Source organism: Streptomyces sp. WM4235 (genome assembly GCF_001279725.1).
In the GTDB taxonomy this organism is placed as follows: domain Bacteria; phylum Actinomycetota; class Actinomycetes; order Streptomycetales; family Streptomycetaceae; genus Streptomyces.
On record NZ_LGDE01000204.1, the window covers coordinates 60,603 to 77,152 of the forward strand.

The 16,550-nt window shown below is 73.3% G+C and carries 12 protein-coding genes; 6 read left to right on the plus strand and 6 right to left on the minus strand.

Annotated elements, in window-relative coordinates:
• Positions 1-35: 35 nt before the first annotated feature.
• Genes ADK55_RS15945 through fxsA form a run of 3 tightly spaced genes read right to left on the minus strand, consistent with a single transcriptional unit; the run spans position 36 to position 3,270 of the window.
• The gene (locus ADK55_RS15945) at positions 36-815 is read right to left on the minus strand and encodes an aminoglycoside N(3)-acetyltransferase (RefSeq protein WP_053679242.1); all 780 of its coding nucleotides are present in this window, start codon (positions 813-815) and stop codon (positions 36-38) included.
• Entirely contained in the window at positions 812-3,076 is a 2,265-nt protein-coding gene (gene fxsBH, locus ADK55_RS15950) for a radical SAM/SPASM protein FxsBH, inactivated beta-hydroxylase extension form (protein ID WP_199826535.1), read from the minus strand. The genes ADK55_RS15945 and fxsBH overlap by 4 nt, the downstream gene beginning before the upstream one ends.
• A 29-nt stretch (positions 3,077-3,105) precedes the next feature.
• Positions 3,106-3,270: an FxSxx-COOH cyclophane-containing RiPP peptide gene (fxsA, locus tag ADK55_RS15955; RefSeq protein ID WP_159041409.1), complete on the minus strand. Its 165-nt coding sequence runs from the start codon at positions 3,268-3,270 to the stop codon at positions 3,106-3,108.
• A 306-nt stretch (positions 3,271-3,576) separates the two neighbouring features.
• On the opposite strand from fxsA, the gene ADK55_RS15960 reads away from it, so the two are divergent.
• The gene (locus tag ADK55_RS15960) at positions 3,577-4,764 is read left to right on the plus strand and encodes a hypothetical protein (RefSeq protein ID WP_053679246.1); all 1,188 of its coding nucleotides are present in this window, start codon (positions 3,577-3,579) and stop codon (positions 4,762-4,764) included.
• A 30-nt stretch (positions 4,765-4,794) separates the two neighbouring features.
• On the opposite strand, the gene ADK55_RS15965 is transcribed toward ADK55_RS15960, so the two are convergent.
• A complete protein-coding gene (locus ADK55_RS15965; protein ID WP_053679248.1) occupies positions 4,795-5,697 on the minus strand; it encodes an alpha/beta fold hydrolase in 903 nt (300 codons plus the stop codon).
• Positions 5,698-6,099: 402 nt separating this feature from the next.
• Positions 6,100-6,705 carry a TetR/AcrR family transcriptional regulator gene (locus tag ADK55_RS15970; RefSeq protein ID WP_053679250.1) on the minus strand — a complete coding sequence of 202 codons (606 nt, stop codon included), beginning with the start codon at positions 6,703-6,705 and terminating at the stop codon, positions 6,100-6,102.
• 156 nt (positions 6,706-6,861) lie between these two features.
• On the opposite strand from ADK55_RS15970, the gene ADK55_RS15975 reads away from it, so the two are divergent.
• The 3 genes from ADK55_RS15975 to ADK55_RS15985 are packed head-to-tail and all read left to right on the plus strand — an operon-like array spanning position 6,862 to position 10,614.
• The gene (locus ADK55_RS15975) at positions 6,862-8,343 is read left to right on the plus strand and encodes a purine-cytosine permease family protein (RefSeq protein ID WP_078998972.1); all 1,482 of its coding nucleotides are present in this window, start codon (positions 6,862-6,864) and stop codon (positions 8,341-8,343) included.
• Positions 8,344-8,387: 44 nt separating this feature from the next.
• Positions 8,388-10,163 (plus strand): amidohydrolase, encoded by a 1,776-nt coding sequence (locus ADK55_RS15980; protein ID WP_078998973.1) that lies wholly within the window; start codon positions 8,388-8,390, stop codon positions 10,161-10,163.
• 40 nt (positions 10,164-10,203) lie between these two features.
• Positions 10,204-10,614, plus strand: coding sequence for a hypothetical protein (locus ADK55_RS15985; RefSeq protein ID WP_053679252.1), 411 nt, complete (start codon positions 10,204-10,206; stop codon positions 10,612-10,614).
• Positions 10,615-10,651: 37 nt separating this feature from the next.
• Here the strand turns inward: ADK55_RS15985 and ADK55_RS15990 are convergent, their stop codons facing one another.
• Complete coding sequence (locus ADK55_RS15990; protein ID WP_053679254.1) at positions 10,652-11,755, minus strand: hypothetical protein; 1,104 nt, start codon at positions 11,753-11,755, stop codon at positions 10,652-10,654.
• A 215-nt stretch (positions 11,756-11,970) separates the two neighbouring features.
• On the opposite strand from ADK55_RS15990, the gene ADK55_RS15995 reads away from it, so the two are divergent.
• Both ADK55_RS15995 and ADK55_RS16000 read left to right on the plus strand, forming a co-directional pair.
• A complete protein-coding gene (locus tag ADK55_RS15995; RefSeq protein WP_053679256.1) occupies positions 11,971-15,519 on the plus strand; it encodes a DNA polymerase III subunit alpha in 3,549 nt (1,182 codons plus the stop codon).
• Positions 15,516-16,535: a DNA polymerase Y family protein gene (locus ADK55_RS16000; RefSeq protein WP_053679258.1), complete on the plus strand. Its 1,020-nt coding sequence runs from the start codon at positions 15,516-15,518 to the stop codon at positions 16,533-16,535. Before ADK55_RS15995 ends, ADK55_RS16000 begins: the two co-directional genes overlap by 4 nt.
• Positions 16,536-16,550 lie beyond the last annotated feature (15 nt).

Sequence of the window (16,550 nt, forward strand, 5' to 3'; positions counted from 1 at the left end):
AGCTGCTTCGCGACATCCCCTCATCGTTCAGTCAATCAGCATCTGTTTTCGGTCATCCAGTCAAGGGCGTGATCGACGGCATCCGGAATCGAGAAGAGCAGGGCCGAGACGCCGCCCACCCGCCCCCTGCGCACCTGTGAATCCGGGAACGTCGCGCCGATCTCCGCGAAGTCGCCGTCGTCCAGTGCCACGTCCTCGTACGTCGTCCATTCCCTCCCCTGCTGACCCCCCGGAAGGTTCACCTTCACCACACAGTCGTACATGCGCAAGGGGGGCTTCGGAATTCGATACTCCGCGAGATGGAAAGCAGTGCAAACTGAAAACCCCACATTGATCATGAGTACCTGCCCTCCCTCCCAGCACAGCTTTCCCAGAGGCGACTCCTCGCCCATGTGGCTTTCGATCCGATGACCCGCGCACAGGCGCTCCGCGTCCTTCCCGAGCGCGGCGAAGGAGGTCTGCGGGTGGTCGCTGCGCACGGCTCCCGGCGCGGTGCGCACGGCCTCGGCCAGGGCGCCCATGCCCTGGCTCGGTGTGGTCGCCGGGTCGAAGGCCGGCATCCGGGCGCGGAACGCCGCCGCCTCGGACGCGCTCAGCCCGGCGATCCCTGCCAGGTGGGCGCTGGAGGTGAGGGAGTTCTCCGGGGTGAAGGTCGGCACCACCAGCGTGCCGTGCGGGCCGAGCACCCCGGTCAGGGCGTCGCGCAGCACCTCGGCGCGCAGGCCGGTCCCGCCGAGCCCGGCGTGCACCAGCAGCCGGGTCCGGGGTCGGACGCCGAGCAGGCGCAGGTGGACGGCGAGGGCGAGGGCGCTCACGCGTCGACCGCCTTCAGTTCCCAGCGCAGCTCCTCCACCAGGCGTTTGCCCGTGATGGTCAGTTCGGCCGCTCCGGACAGCCGGTCCAGGGCCCGGTGGATGGGGTCGGCGGCGCCGGGTTCGGGGCCCGCGACGGCCCGCCGGTAGGCCTCCACCGCCACCCGCTCGTGTACGTCGGCCAGCAGTCGGGACACCGGTACGGGCCGCTCCCGCCAGGGCGACGGGTGCTGCCACTCCCCGTCCAGGGCGTACAGGTCGGCCACCTCGGTCAGCGCGCGCAGGCGGGCCCGGCGGCGGCCGGTCAGGAGCGCGAGCGCCGTCTCCCGCACCCCCGCCCCGTACGGGACGCCGAGCGCCCCGGGGGCGTGACGGCCGGCCTCCCCCCAGCCGTGCTCCCGGGGTCCGCCGGCCAGTGGGGTCAGCGTGGTCAGCCCGGCGGCGGCCGCCCGGGCGAACTCCGGGACCGTGTCGTGCAGCAGGGCCCAGGCCCGGTCCAGGAGACCCCGCCACTCCTCGGCCTCGCCCGCCCCGAGCCGCAGCCGGGGCGGGCGGGCGAAGCAGTTGCGGTACGGGTCCAGGTCCTCCAGGGCCACCGGCGGCGCGTCGGGCCCGGGCGCCCAGGTCCGTACGGGCTGCCAGCGCGCGTCCCCCGCCGCCGGTCCGAAGCGGTGTTCGGCGCGGCCGTCCCGTACGGCGTACCCGTCGTCGACGGCGCGGAGCGCGGCTCGCCCCCGCGTGCCCGGCTCGCCGAGCCGCAGCAGTCCCAGGGTCGGCAGGTACACCTCGCCGTCCCGGTAGACCACCTCGGCGGGCAGGTTCAACCCGCCGCGCAGCACGGCGGCGGCGGCCAGCGCGGCCAGCCGACGGGCCGGGCCGGCGTCCTCCCGGGGGCCCTCGTGCTCCGGGTCCAGGGCCGCCAGTACCCACGTCCGGGTGAACGGGTGGTCCAGGACGGCGTCCAGGGCGTCCGCGCCGGCGTCCCCGGACCGCTCCACGGCCGCCAGCAGTTCCCAGGCCCGGGCCCAGTCGGGGTCACCCGTCCGGTCGGCGTTCAACCGGGCCAGCAGCACCCGGGTCAGCTCCTGCTGGGACCGGGCCAGTTCGGTCGGGTCGGTGAGTTCCGGGGCGGTCTCGCGCCGCGCGGTGCGACCCTCCACGCCGTCCACCAGTTCGCGCAGGTCGGCGCAGTACACGGAGGGGTGGTCGAAGCTCCCGCCGGTGGCGGGGTCGGGCCGGTAGCGGTGGGCGTAGAGTCCGCCGCCGCACGAGCGTACGACGGGGCAGCGCCGGCACGTGTCGCTGACACCGGACAGCCCCTGCTGTCGGGCGCGCACCCCGGGGTGGGCCGCCACCTGGTCGAAGGTGTGGTCGAAGACGTTGAAGCCGGTGGCCGCGGCCCCCTCGAAGGCGGTCTTGAGGGAATCGACCTGCTCCAGTTGTCCGTCGGTCTCGACGACGACGAGGTCGGTCGGGGCCAGACCCAGGGACTCCGTCAGGCTGGGACCGCCGCGCAGGGTGGACAGCAGCGACTCGAAGAGCCGTACGGGGACGGGTCGTTCCCGGCGCTCCCAGTGGTCGAAGACCCGCAGCAGCCAGCGCGCGTACGCGTCGGGGGCGCCGTCCGGGCGGACCGGAGGGGTCTCCCAGGTGGCGTGGGGGAGCAGGAAGTCCACCCGGGGGGGCTCCAGCTCCACGAGGGCGTCGAGCACGGCGACGGGGTCGTTGGCCACGTCCACGGTGCAGAGCAGCCCCTGGTAGAGGTGGCGGTAGGGCTCGGAGCGGAGCAGCGCGACGGCGGCGAGGACCAGGGGGTGGCTGGTGCGGCCGTCCGCGAACCGGCGGTGGCGGTCGTTCGCGGCGCGGTCCCCGTCGAGGGAGATGCCGACCCGGACGTCGTACTCGGCGAAGAGGTCCAGATGGCGGTGACCGAGCTGGAGCCCGTTGGTGTGGATGCGCAGATCCAGGGCGGCGATTCCGTCGAGGGCGCGGGTGAATTCCTCGCACACGAGCCGGAGTCGGGCGGTGCCCGCCAGCAGGGGTTCCCCTCCGTGGAGAATCACCGTGACAGAGGGGAGAGCATGGTCACGGGCATGTTCGGCGAGCCGCGACGCGGTGTGTGCGATCACCTCGGGGGAGATCACCTTCGGCCGGGCTCGCCAGCTCTGATCTGCGTGTTCGTAGACGTAGCAATGATCACAAGCGAGATCGCATCTGCTGTGAACTTTCAGGACGATCTCGCGAAATGCGATCAGGCCGGTCATTCCACCAGTCTAGAGCGCCTACTTCGTTGTCAGAGCGCAGAGTTGAAGATCGGTGCCTGAACGTGACGACCGGATTCCGTCCGCAACACGCGGCCGAGTGTCGTCGCCGCCGAGGTGCTGTGCACGTCGATGCGGTCGAGCGGGACCCGGGAGGTCTTGACCGTGGTGGTCGGGGGGGTTGCGGAAGTGTTCACGACACCGTCCTTGGGGAAGCCGGGTGGAATGGGCAGGGGGTTGACAGCGGCGCGCGCCAGTGTCAAGCGTGGACTTTACTCGTCCACACCCCATTGGCAACCGAGACATGACGCCTGGTCAAGCGTTCTATAGAAAGCGTGACGCAATTCTCGCGGGGTCGCATTCGGCCGTTTGCCGTACGGCAAGATCCTTTTCTTCCCGGGCATGTCTTCCCGCTCCCTCCGGGGATTCGGATCATGGTGCGCGGATTCGCCTAGCATGAGCACGTCACCCTCGCCACCTGCTGTTTCGGACGGAAGCACCCCATGCGCACCCAGCGGATCCTCGCCATGACCGCCGCCCTCGCCTGCCTCGCCGCGCTCCCCGCCTGTGAGGGGGACCCGGCCCCGGGCGCGTCCGGGGCCACCCCGTCCGCCGGAGCCGCGGCGACGCCGGTCGGCGGGAAGGGCCCGGCGCCGGTCACCCTCGCCGGTGCGCAGCAGTACGTACGGCAGTTCACCAACTGTGACGACCTGAGCGACCAACCCGGTGACCCCCGACTTCCGTTGACCGAGTTCGTCGGTGTCGGCGAGTGGTCGGTGACGCAACGGGGCGTGTGCAGCGACGCGGCCAAGGACGGGCAACTCGTCTTCTACATACCGTCGGACATGAAGGAGTTCCAAGAGCGCTACAAGCGGAGCGTCATGGAGTCCTCCGGCGGCTCCCAGGGGCTGTTCAGCCGGGTCTTCGTCGGGAAGGGCTTCGTCGTCACCCCGACCTCGACCGAGTCGGCCCTCGCCCTGGCCCGGTCCGAACTGCGCATCCTGTACTGCAACCCGAGCTTCTGGGCGCCCAAGGGCTACAAGATGGACAAGGCGCTCGTCGAAGGGTGCGGCCTCAGCGACTTCGTCAACGCGGAGGACGGCAAGGGCAGCCCGAACTTCGAGACCCCACAGGACCCGGGCGGACAGAAGCCGGGCCAACCGGCCAAGGGCAGTCTCGGGTTGGCGCGCGCCGGCAGCGTGGCCGAACTGCGCAAGCTGGTGGCGCCCAGCGTGGACTGCACGCGGTTCTCCACCGATCCCGACACGGTGGCGATCGAGTCCATCGACTACACGCCCGTGGTCGAGGGGAACGCCCTCGACTGGGGGGTCACCGGCCGGGCCCTGTGCGGGGAACCGGGCGGCGAGCAGCGCGCCCACCACCTCAACTGGCTGGACACCGTGGGGGACATGAAGGCGCTCCAGACGAGGGCCAAGGCCGCCCAGCAGGCGGACCTCAAGGACGACGGCAAGCTCAGGCGCACGGCGAGCCGGCTGCTGGTCGGCGAGAACGTCGCGGTCGAGAGCAACGACCCGGACGTCCGGTTCGGCCTCTACCAGCAGCAGTTCCTCTACCTGAACTGCGTCCCCGGATTCTCCGCCCCGACCGGCTACCGCCTGGAGCGCGCCCGGGTCGAGGGCTGCGTCCTGACCAACTACGACCCCGAGAACCCGGTCGTCGGGGGCAACTGACCGCGGCCGAGGTCCCGTACGCCGCGCACCTCAGGCAGGCAGTTGTTCGCTGACCGGGGGTGCGGGCACGTCCCGCAGCAGCCAGTTCAGTACGTCGGGCAGGGCGCGCAGGGCCGCGAAGTGGGCCGCGGCCGGGTCGATGGTGGTGGTGGCGCCGGGGATCCGGCGGGCCAGCCAGCGGGAGTGCCCGACGGGGGAGAAGACGTCCAGTTCCCCGTGCCAGATCATCACCGGGGTCCGGATGTCGGCCGGGTCGAAGCCCCAGGGGCGGCTGAAGGCGAGCACGTCGTCGATCCAGCCGTCCGCGGAGGTCCGCAGGCCCTCGCGGTAGTTGCGCAGCAACATGGACCGCAGGCCCGCGTCCGAGACGATCATGCGGTCGTTGTCGGTGAGTTCCCGGCGCAGTTCGTCCAGGAGCCGACCGGGGTCCGCGCGGATGCCGGCGGCGCGGGGGGTCAGCCGGGCCGCGAGTTCCTCGGGGTCGTCGGCGGCGGTGGTGTACTCCCGGACGTTCGAGTCCGCCATCCCGGCGAACCAGTCCAGGTCCTCCGCGTCCCGGGGGGCGAGGCCCACCATGGCCGCCGTCCGGGTGACCCGGTCCGGAAGCAGGGCGGCGCAGGCCAGGGCTCCCGCGGAGCCGCCGGAGCGGCCCGCCACGGCGAAGGTGTCCAGGTCCAGGGCGTCGGCGACGGCGGCCACGTCCTGGGCCACGTCGGCGACGGTGCGGCCCGGATGGCGGTCGGAGCCGCCGTAGCCGGGCCGGTCGTAGGCGATGAGCTGCATCCGGCGCTGGTAGAGGACCATGCCCCGCGGGGCCGGCCCGAGTCTGCTGCCGGGCATGCCGTGGAGCAGGAAGACCGGTTTGCCGTCGGGATCGCCCCAGCGCTCCACGGCCAGAGCACGTCCGTCGGCGGTACGCACCTGATGGCGCACGCGCTCCCTCCCTCACGGTCCGAGTCGTCACGGTGATTGTGCTCGCCGGGAGAGGAGTGCGGTAGAGCGCACTTCGCGGGAAATTCTCGGGAATGCTTTCACGCATATGTGGAGGCCTGCGGTCCCCTTGCATATGCCCAGGTCAAGAAGGGTGGTCACGGGGGGCGTGAACGGGCGCGAACGGGCAGGAATGGCCCCATTGCCCCTTCGGAAAGGGCTTTCTGGGCGCACTGCCTTCCGCTTTCGGGTGTCGAATTGAGACACGGGAAAACGGGTCGCCGGTTCGGACCGGGCGGAAATGAAGGAGTTCCCGTCACGAGGGGTGGCGGCATTCGCGCCGGGGAAGCGGTGGCCGGCCGGGACCCCGGACGGCCTCCGGTGCGCGCCCCGCGCGCGGGACCTTCAGAGGTGCGGGATCAGCAGGGCCGCCGCCGAGCGGGCCCGCTCCAGGGCCACGTTCCGCTCCGCGCCGCGCTGACCCAGGACCACGCGGGTACTCAGTCCGTCCAGTAGCGCGAGCAGCTCCGAGGCGCGGGCCGGCACGTCCAGGTCGGCGGCGAACCGCCCCTGCCGCACCCCCTTGTCCAGCAGGGTCTCCAGGTCCCGCTGCCAGCCGTCGTCGATCTCCTGCTGGGCGACCTGGAGGGGCTCGTTGGAGGGCGTGCGGGCCCACAGTTCGATCCACAGCGTCCAGCGCGGATCCCGGGGGCCGCGGGGCAGGTACAGCTCCACGAACAGGGCCAGTTTGCGGTGGGCGGTGAGCCGGCGGCCCAGCAGTTCGGTGCGTTCGGCGGTCAGCTGCGTCTCGCTCCAGCGCAGCGCCTCCAGCAGCAGTCGGTCCTTGCTGCCGAAGTAGTACAGGATGTGGCCTCCGCTGGTGCCGAGCCGCTCGGCCAGCGCCGACATGGTGAGCGTCGCCAGCCCGTCCTCGGCGATCGCCGTCATGGCCTCTTCCAGCATCCGCTCCTGGGCGATCTGCCCGTCGCGCCGCCGCGCCGCTCCCGCCACCGGTCCCGCCTTCCTGATCTTGCCTGGTCGGACCTTATCCCGGACGGGGTCTTGACGTGGCCCCCGGAGGCGGCGCATCTTGAATGTCATTCAAGAACTTAGAACGCCATTCAAGGTCCTGGAGGGCCGAGAGTGCCAAGGTCAGGGGTACGGCGGATGACACAGCAGGAGACGAGCCGGCCGGAGACGAGACGACGGGGGACGAGCCGACAGGGGACGAGCCGGCCGGAGCCGGCGGCCGACGTCGACGAGGTCTTCAAGGGCGAGGTCTTCAAGGACGAGGTCTTCAAGGTCGAGACGCACGGCATCGACCCCATCCCGGACGCCGAGCGCCACGGCGGCGCCAAGGACCTCTTCTGGCTCTGGTTCGGATCGAACCTGACCTTCACCTACGTGATCAACGGCGCCCTCGCCGTGGCCTTCGGCCTCTCCTTCTGGCAGGCCACCCTGGTGGTCGTGCTCAGCGGACTCTCCTTCTTCGCCGTCAGCGCGGCCGGGCTCAGCGGCATCCGCACCGGCACCGCCACCCTGGTGATCTCCCGCGCCGCCTTCGGGGTGCGCGGCAACTTCCCCGCCGGCGTCCTCAACTGGGTGGTGAGCATCGGCTACACCATCGTCAACACCGTGGTCGGCACCCTGGCGCTGGAGGTGTTCCTCGCCGAGATCGGCCTCGGCGGGGGCACGGCGATCCGGGCCCTGGCCCTCGGCGTCACCCTCGCGCTGACCTTCGCCGTCGCCATGTGGGGCCACGCCACCGTGCAGTTCGCCGAGCGCTGGATGGCGTACGTCCTCGCCGTCGGCTTCGGCGCGCTGCTCGTCTTCGTGCTGCCCGGCGCCGACACCTCCGCGCCCGCCGCCGGCCCCGGACTGTCCGGCTGGAGCCTGGCCTTCGTCGTCATGCTGGCCGGCCCCTTCTCGTACCTGCCGATGCCCGCCGACTACACCCGCTACCTGCCCCGGACCACCTCGCTGAGGTCGATCACCTGGATGGGGGCGTCGGGCGGGTTCATCTCCTCCGTGGCCCTCGGCGTCGCGGGCGTCGCGGCCGCCACCCAGACCGACATGACCGACGCCGTCGCGGGCGCCGAGAGCCTGCTGCCGGGCTGGTTCCAGACCGTGTTCCTGGCGCTCGTGCTCGGCGGCTCCGTCACCAACTCGATCATCACCCTCTACTCCTCCAGCCTGAACCTCCAGGTCCTCGGCATCCCGTGGAGCCGCTCCCGGGCCATCGTGATCAGCGCCGCCGTGACCGCCGTCGGCTCGCTCGCCGCGCTCTTCCTCACCGACTTCACGACCTCCCTGCTCTCCTTCCTCTCCCTGCTGATCATCGTGTTCGCGCCCTGGGGCGGGGTGTTCCTCGCCGACATGCTGCTGCGCCGCTGCCGGTACGACTCCGACGCCCTGCACGCCGGGAACGCGGGCGCCTACTGGTACCGGGCCGGCTACCACCCCGCGGGCATGGCCGCCCTGCTCGCGGGCATGCTCTTCGCCGCCCTGACCTGCGACTCCGAGCTATGGACCGGCCCCCTCGTGGCCCCCCTCGGCGGCGCCGACCTCACCCTTCTCGGCTCGGTCGTCTCCGGACTCGCCTACTGGGCCCTCGTCCGGCGCGCACCCGCCCACACCCCGGCCGCCTGACCCTCCGTACACATCCCCCTCAGCTGCCACAGGAGCACCACCCCATGTCACACCCCATCGCCGCCGACCTGCTGCTCACCGGGGCCCGGATCCACACCGTGGACCCGGACCTGCCCGAGGCCGAGGCCCTCGCCGTCCACGACGGCACCATCGTCTGGGTGGGCCCGGACGCCGAGGCCGAGGCCTGGGCCGGACCCGACACCGAGCGCATCGACGCGGGCGGGCGGCTGGTGCTGCCCGGCTTCATCGACGCCCACAACCACGTACGACTCGGCTCCGACGACGCGTGCGTCCAACTCGCCGGGGTCCGCACGCTCGACGCGATCCTCGACCGGATCGGGGAATGGCGCGAGGCCCACCCGGACGCGCAGTGGATCGAGGCCGAGGCCTTCGACTACTCCGCCATCCCCGGCGGCCGGATGCCGACCGCCGCCGACCTGGACCCGGTCACCGGCGACACCCCCGCGATCGTGCTCTCCTACGACGTCCACACGGCCTGGCTGAACACCGCCGCCATGCGCCGCCTCGGCGTCTCCCGCGACCGCGTCGACCTGCCCTTCGGCACCGCCGCCGTCGATCCCGCCACGGGCGAACCCACCGGTTTCGTCAAGGACTTCGCCATCAAGGGACTCTCCCGCGACGGACACCGGGCGCTGCGCGAGCTGGGCGTGCCGTGGGCCTCCCCGGACCGCCAGTACGGGCGGCTCGCCAAGAGCCTCGACGACGCGATCCGCTTCGGCATCACCACGGTGGTGGAGCCGCAGAACTCCCTGGACGACCTGGAACTCTTCGAACGGGCCCGCGCGGAAGGGCGGTTGAGGTCCAGGATCGTCGCCGCCCTCTTCCACCCGCGCGGCACGAGCGACGAGGAACTCGACCTCTTCGCCGCCTGCGCCCGGATGTACTCCGGGGACCGCCTGCGGGTGGGCCCGCTGAAGCTGTACATCGACGACGTCGTGGAGCCGCGCACGGCCGCGCTGTTGGAGCCGTACACCGGATGCGGGGCCCACCGGGGCGAGACCTTCTACCCGGCCGAGGAGTTCGCGGAGCTGCTGGCCGGGCTGGACGCCCGCGGCTTCCAGTGCTTCGTGCACGCCACGGGCGACCGGGGCATCCGTACCGTCCTCGACGCCGTCGAGCACGCCCGGGCGGTCAACGGGCCGCGCGACGCCCGCCACCAGGTGGTGCACGTGGAATGCCTGGACCCCCAGGACGTGCCGCGCTTCGCCGAACTCGGCGTGGTGGCCTGCATGCAGCCCCGGCACTGCGCGCCGGAGATCGCCGGACCGGGCCAGGACTGGGCGGAGAACGTGGGCGAGGGGCGCTGGCACAAGGCGTGGCCCATGCGCAGCCTGCACGACGCGGGCGCGGTGCTGGCCTTCTCCAGCGACTGGAACGTCGCCGAGATGGACCCGATGATCGGCATCTACACGGCCGTGACGCGCCGGCCGCTGGACGGCGGCGACCCGTGGCAGCCGGGCGAGACGGTGGACGTGGCCACCGCCGTGCACGGCTACACGATGGGCTCGGCGTACGCCAACTTCCTCGACACCGAGCGCGGCTCCCTGACGGTGGGCAAGGCGGCGGACTTCGTGGTGCTGTCCCGGAACATCCTGGAGATCCCGGCGGAGTCCATCCCCGGGACCGTCGCGCGGACCGTCGTGGTGGCGGGGGAGGTCGTGCACACCGCCCAGGAGGTGCCGGTCGAGGGTCAGGGCGTGCCGGCCGAGGGTCGGGCCGTGTCGTTCGAGGGTCAGGGCGTGGGTTGTGAGGGTCGGGCCGTGTCGCTCGAAGATCAGGACGTGTCGCTCGACGCCTAGGCTGTGCCGATCGGAGTCGGTCGGGAAGCGGGGCGCGGGCATGTTCGTCGATCTGGTGGGGTCGGCCGTCGGTGCGGCGGCGGGTCTGGGAGTGGTCCACCTGGCGCGTCGCCGGCTGGCCGCGCACCGGGCCGCCGGGGTGGCCGCGGGAGTGCGGACCGCCCTCTCCTGCCGGGTCGAATGGCGCGAGGGGCTGGGCCGCGCGGGCTTCGTGTACGGGACGCTGAGCACGGGCCCGACCGGCGGGCCGGTCTTCAAGCGGCCCGCCCGCCGGGCGGTGGAGTTGCCCGGCGGGGGCCGCGCGACCCGCCGGGCCTCCTGGCGGCCCGGCATGCAGATGGTCGAGTACCGGGCGCCCGACGGGGACCGGCTCGGGTTCCTCGTCCACGACACCGACGTCGACCTCGCCACCCGCTTCCTGCGCGTCCCCGACCCGGCCGACTACTTCTGAGCGCCGCCGTCGGGGCGCGCGCGGGCCGACGGGCCGGTCACCGGTCGGAGCCGCTCCCGGCGGGCGCGGGGTCCTGCGGGGCGTCGCCGATCCCGCTGCCCACCGCGGGTCCGGCCTTCCCCTTGTGGAACATCGCGCAGGCCAGGGTCACGGCCGAGCCGAGCAGCGCCCAGCCGGCCAGCACCAGCATCGGGCCGCCCGCGCCGTTGCCCCGGAAGTACGCGATCGAGCGGGCGGCGTACGTGCCGGCGCCCGGCGGCAGGGCCGGTCCGATGGTCCTCCAGAACGGCGGCAGCAGCGGGTACGGGTAGGCGCCGCCCGCGCTCGGGTTGCCGAGGACCACCACCAGGAGGATGGCCAGGCCGATGCCGACCACGCCCGCCAGTCCCTGGAGGGCCAGGGTGAGCGCGCCGACGGCGAAGACGACCAGGGTGCCCAGGCCCCACAGGGCCGTGATGCTTCCGGACAGCGCTCCCAGGACGGGACCGGCGATGACCGCGCCCAGCAGCCCGGCGACGATCGAGTACACGAGCAGGACGCCCAGCCGGATGACGGCGCGGGCGGAGTTCGCGGGCCGGGCGCCGGCGCTGATCGCGAGGATCGCGGCGCACAGGTAGCCGCCCACGCACCAGCCGACGACCAGGTAGAAGGAGCTCAGGCCGCGGGCGTCGCCCCGGGCGGCCGGGGCGACGTCGCGGAACCGCACGCTGCGCCCGGCGGCCTTCTCGGCGCGCCCGACGACCTCCTCGACCGCCTGCGAGAGGGAGGCCCCGGCACCGCTCGCGACCAGCAGCTCGTCGGTCTTGCCGCTCGGGTCGACGATCAGCGCGCCGTCCACCTCGCGGTCCCGGACCCGCGCGAGCGCCGTGTCCGCGTCCTTGACCGCGTGGGCGTCGAGCGGTGTGCCGGGCAGGGTCTCGAGCTGCTCGGCGTACCGGTCGGCGACCCCTCGCGCGGGAGCGGCCACGGCGAGGGGGATCTCGCTGGGCACGGGGTGGTGGAAGGCCCCGATGTACGAGGTGATGAAGGCGAGTTGGAGGGCCAGCACCCCCAGGACCAGCAGGGCGGCCCGGGCGGTCACGGCGTCCTTGACCTCGGCGAGGAAGCCGCCGGGCGGACCTGTGGAGGTGGTCTGGGTCATGCCTCACACGCTCGGCGTATCGGGGGAGGGGCGCAGCAGGGGCGGGCCGAACGGATGACGCGGGAACCGGTCCCGCGGCCCGCCCGGAACCGGGTGGGACGGGTCTCCCGGACGGGTCTCCCACCCGGTGATCGAACAACTGTTTCGCACGCGTATTCGAATTGCTCTATGGTGGAGAGGGGAGGTCGAGTATCGAGCGAAGCAGGAGGCCGCGGGTGCCTGGTTTTACGCATCTGCACACCGTTTCGGGGTTCTCCGCACGCTACGGAGGCTCGCACCCGGAACGGCTCGCGGAACGCGCCGCGCAGCGGGGCATGGACGCCCTCGCCCTCACCGACCGCGACACCCTCGCGGGCGCGGTGCGCTTCGCGAAGGCCGCCGCGGGGGCCGGGGTCCGGCCCCTGTTCGGAGTGAACCTCGCGGTCGCCCCCGCCGCGGACTCCTCGCCGGCGGGCGCCGGGTCCTCCGGTGGTCCGGGGTTCTCCGTTGGTACGGGATCCGGCGGGGGCGGGACCTCCCACGCCGAGGCCTCCTTCCGCCGCCGCACCCCCGTCAGGGGCGGCGCCTTCGTCGACGAGTCCGCCGCCCGAGCCGTCTTCCTCGCCCGGGACGGCGCCGCCGGCTGGGCCGAGCTCTGCCGGCTGGTCACCGCCGCCCACGCGGGCGCCCCCGAGGTCCCGCTGGTGACCTGGGACGCCCTGCGCGAGGCGCTCGGCTCCTTCGGGCTGAGCGGCGTGTTCGTCCTGCTCGGCCCCGACTCCGAGGTCGGCCGGGCGCTGGCCGCGGGCCGCCCCGACCGGGCCGCGCGGCTGCTCGCGCCCTGGCGGGAGCTGTACGGGGACGCGCTGCGCCTGGAAGCCGTCCACCACGGCCGCGCCGGCGCCGACGTCGACACGGGCCCCGGTTCGCTGCGCCTCGCCGCGCGCACGCTCGGCTTCGCCGTCGAGCAGGGCGTCCCGGCCGTGGTCACCAACGCCGTCCGCTACGCCGACCCCGGCCAGGGGCCGGTCGCCGACGTCCTCGACGCGGCCCGCCGCCTGGTTCCCGTGGACCCCCGCAAGCGCCTGGACAGCGGCGAACGCTGGCTCAAGGACCCCACCGCCATGGCCGAGGTCGCCGACCGGATCGCCCGGGCGGCCGGTCTGCGCCCCACCGACGCGCGCCGGCTGCTCGGCGAGACCCGGCGCACCGCCGACGCCTGCGCCGTGGACCCCGAGGACGACCTGGGCATCGGCTCCGTGCACTTCCCCGAGGCCCGGCTCGTCGGCGCCGGCCACCGCACCGCCCAGCGGGTGCTCGCCTCCCGGGCCTCCGCCGGCATGGTGCTCCGCGGGTACGCGGACGACCACGAGTACTGGGACCGGATGCACCGGGAGCTCGACGTCATCGCCTACCACGGTTTCGCCTCGTACTTCCTGACGGTCGCGCAAGTGGTCGACGACGTACGGGACATGGGCATCCGGGTGGCCGCCCGGGGCTCCGGCGCCGGGTCCCTCGTCAACCACCTCCTGGGGATCGCGCACGCCGACCCCGTCGCGAACGGTCTGCTGATGGAGCGCTTCCTGTCCAAGCGCCGCCACGTCCTGCCCGACATCGACATCGACGTGGAGTCCGCCCGCCGGCTGGACGTCTACCGGCGGATCATCGACCGGTTCGGCGACGAACGCGTCGCCACCGTGTCCATGCCCGAGACCTACCGGGTCCGGCACGCCATCCGCGACGTCGGCGCCGCCCTGTCCATGGACCCGGCAGCCGTGGACCGGCTCGCCAAGGCCTTCCCGCACATCCGGGCCCGCGACGCCCGCACGGCCCTCGCCGAACTCCCCGAACTGCGCGACGTTCGGGGGGAGTCGTACGGTCGGCTCTGGGAGCTGGTCGAGGCGCTGGACGCACTGCCGCGCGGGGTCGCCATGCACCCGTGCGGGGTCCTGCTGTCCGACGCCTCGCTGCTCTCCCGCACCCCGGTCGTCCCGAGCGGCGGCGAGGGCTTCCCGATGTCCCAGTTCGACAAGGACGACGTGGAGGAGCTGGGGCTGCTCAAGCTGGACGTCCTCGGCGTGCGGATGCAGTCCGCGATGGCCCACGCCGTCGCCGAACTCCGGCGCGCCACCGGCGAGGAACTCGACCTGGACGACCCCGCGCAGGTCCCGCCGGGCGACCCGGCCACGTACGAGCTGATCCGCTCGGCCGAGACGCTGGGCTGCTTCCAGATCGAGTCCCCGGGCCAGCGGGACCTGGTGGGACGGCTCCAGCCGGCCACCTTCCAGGACCTGGTCGTCGACATCTCCCTCTTCCGCCCGGGGCCGGTGGCCGCCGACATGGTGCGGCCCTTCATCGAAGCCCGGCACGGCCGCGCCCCGGCGCGATACCCGCACCCGGCCCTTGCGGACGCGCTCCGCGAGACGTACGGGGTGGTGGTCTTCCACGAGCAGATCATCGAGATCGTGCACGTCATGACCGACTGCGGTCGGGACGAGGCGGACCGCGTGCGGCGCGGACTGTCCGACCCGCAGTCGCAGGGCCGGATCAAGGTCTGGTTCGCCGCGACGGCGAGCGCGCGCGGCTACTCGGCCGAGGTGATCGCCCGGACCTGGGAGATCGTGGAGGCCTTCGGCTCGTACGGGTTCTGCAAGGCGCACGCGGTCGCCTTCGCCGTGCCCACCTACCAGTCGGCCTGGCTCAAGGCCCACCACCCGGCGGCCTTCTACGCCGGGCTGCTCACCCACGACCCGGGGATGTACCCGAAGCGGTTGCTGCTGGCCGACGCCCGCCGGCGGGGCGTGCCGGTGCTGCCGTTGGACGTGAACCGGTCGGCGGTCGCCCACCGTATCGAACTGGTGTCCGAGCAGAAGTGGGGGCTCCGGCTGGCCCTGGCCGACGTCCACGGCATCGGCGAGGCCGAGGCGGCCCGGATCGAGGCCGGACAGCCCTACGCCTCCCTGCGCGACTTCTGGGACCGCGCCCACCCGGGCCGACCCGTGGCCGAACGACTCGCCCAGGTCGGCGCGTTGGACGCCTTCGGCGCGAACCGCCGTGACCTGCTGCTGCACTTGACCGAACTGCACGGGGCACAACGAGCCGCCGGCGCCCGCGCGAACACCCAACTCCCGCTGGAGGGAGGCCGGTCCACCGCACCCGTCGGCCTGCCCGACCTGACCGACGGCGAACGCCTCAGCGCCGAACTCGGCGTCCTCGGCATGGACGCCTCCCGCCACCTCATGGGCGACCACCAGGCCTTCCTGACCGAACTCGGCGTGGTCCCGGCCGCCCGGCTCCGCGACGTCGAACACGGGCGGACGGTACTGGTCGCCGGCGCCAAGGCGGCCACCCAGACCCCGCCGATCCGATCCGGGAAGCGGGTCATCTTCACCACCCTCGACGACGGCACCGGACTGGTCGACCTGGCCTTCTTCGACGACAGCCACGAGACCTGCGCCCACACCGTCTTCCACTCCTTCCTGCTGCTGGTCCGAGGCGTCGTGCAGCGCCGCGGCCCACAGAGCCTGAGCATCGTCGGAGCGGCCGCCTGGAACCTGTCCGAACTGGTCGAACTGCGCGGGGAGGAAGGCCTGGAGGCGGTCACCGCCCGACTGTCCGAACCGGCCCGCGAGCGCGCCCCCCAGCCGGACGGCGAACCGGACGGCCGCCGCATCCACCTGGCGAACGGCTACGAGATGAACCCGTGGGCCGACCTCCGGCCGCCCGGCGAGGGCGCCGCGACCGGCCGCAAGCTGTGGCACTCCAGCCCGGGGAGCGCGGGATGAGCACGATCCTGCACGTACGGTGCGCCCCGACCCTCACCGGTGAGGGCTACCGGGAGGTCCTGGAACTGCTGCGGGAGTTCTCCCCGCTCGTCCAGGCCCTGCCGCCCCGCGCCGCCCTGGTCCAGGCACGGGGAGCCCAGCGGTACTTCGGCATCGAGGCCGCCCGGATCGCCGAGGTGGTCCGACTGCGCGCGGTGGCCCGGCTGGGCACGGACGTACGGATCGGGGTCGCCGCGACCTGGGCCCTCGCGGCCATGGCCTCCGCCCGGATCCCGGGCCCCGGCGGGATCCTGGCCGTCCCCGACGACCCCGACGCGGTGGCCGGATTCCTCGGGCCGCTGCCGGTGGAGGCGCTGTACGGGCTCGGCTCCCGACAGGCCGAGGCGCTGCGCGGGTACGGACTGCACACCGTGGGAGCCCTCACCCGGGTCCCGCCCGGCGTCGTCGAACGGATCCTGGGCAAGCGGACCGGCCGGCTGGTCGCCGAGCGCGCCCGGGGCATCGACCCGCGCCCGGTGACCCCCCGAGACCTGCCCTCCTCGGCCGCCGTCAGAAGCGGGTTCACCCGGGAGGAACTGGACGGCCCGCACGCCAGGGCCACCCTGCTCGCCCTGGTCGTCCGGCTCGGCGCGCTCCTGCGCGGGCGCCGCCAGGCGGCCCGCTCCCTGTCCCTGACCCTGCGCTTCGCGGGCGGCACCCGTTGGGAGAAGACCCGGCGGCTCGCGGAACCCTCCGCGCACGACGAGGACCTGCGCACCGCGGCGTACCGGCTGATGGACGCGGCGGGCCTGCAACGGGCCCGACTGACCGGGATGGTGCTGCGGGCCGAGGACCTGACCGGCGCCGAACGCGTGGCCCGGCAGATCTCCCTGGACCCGGTACGGGAATCCCGGCTGACGGTGGAGGCGGCCGTCGACCGGGCCAACGCCCGCTTCGGCGCGGGCACGGTCCGCCCGGCGGCCACCTTCGGGGCGGCCACGGTCCGGCATCCCGCCGGCCTCGGCAGGGCCTCGTGACCCGACGGGCCCCGG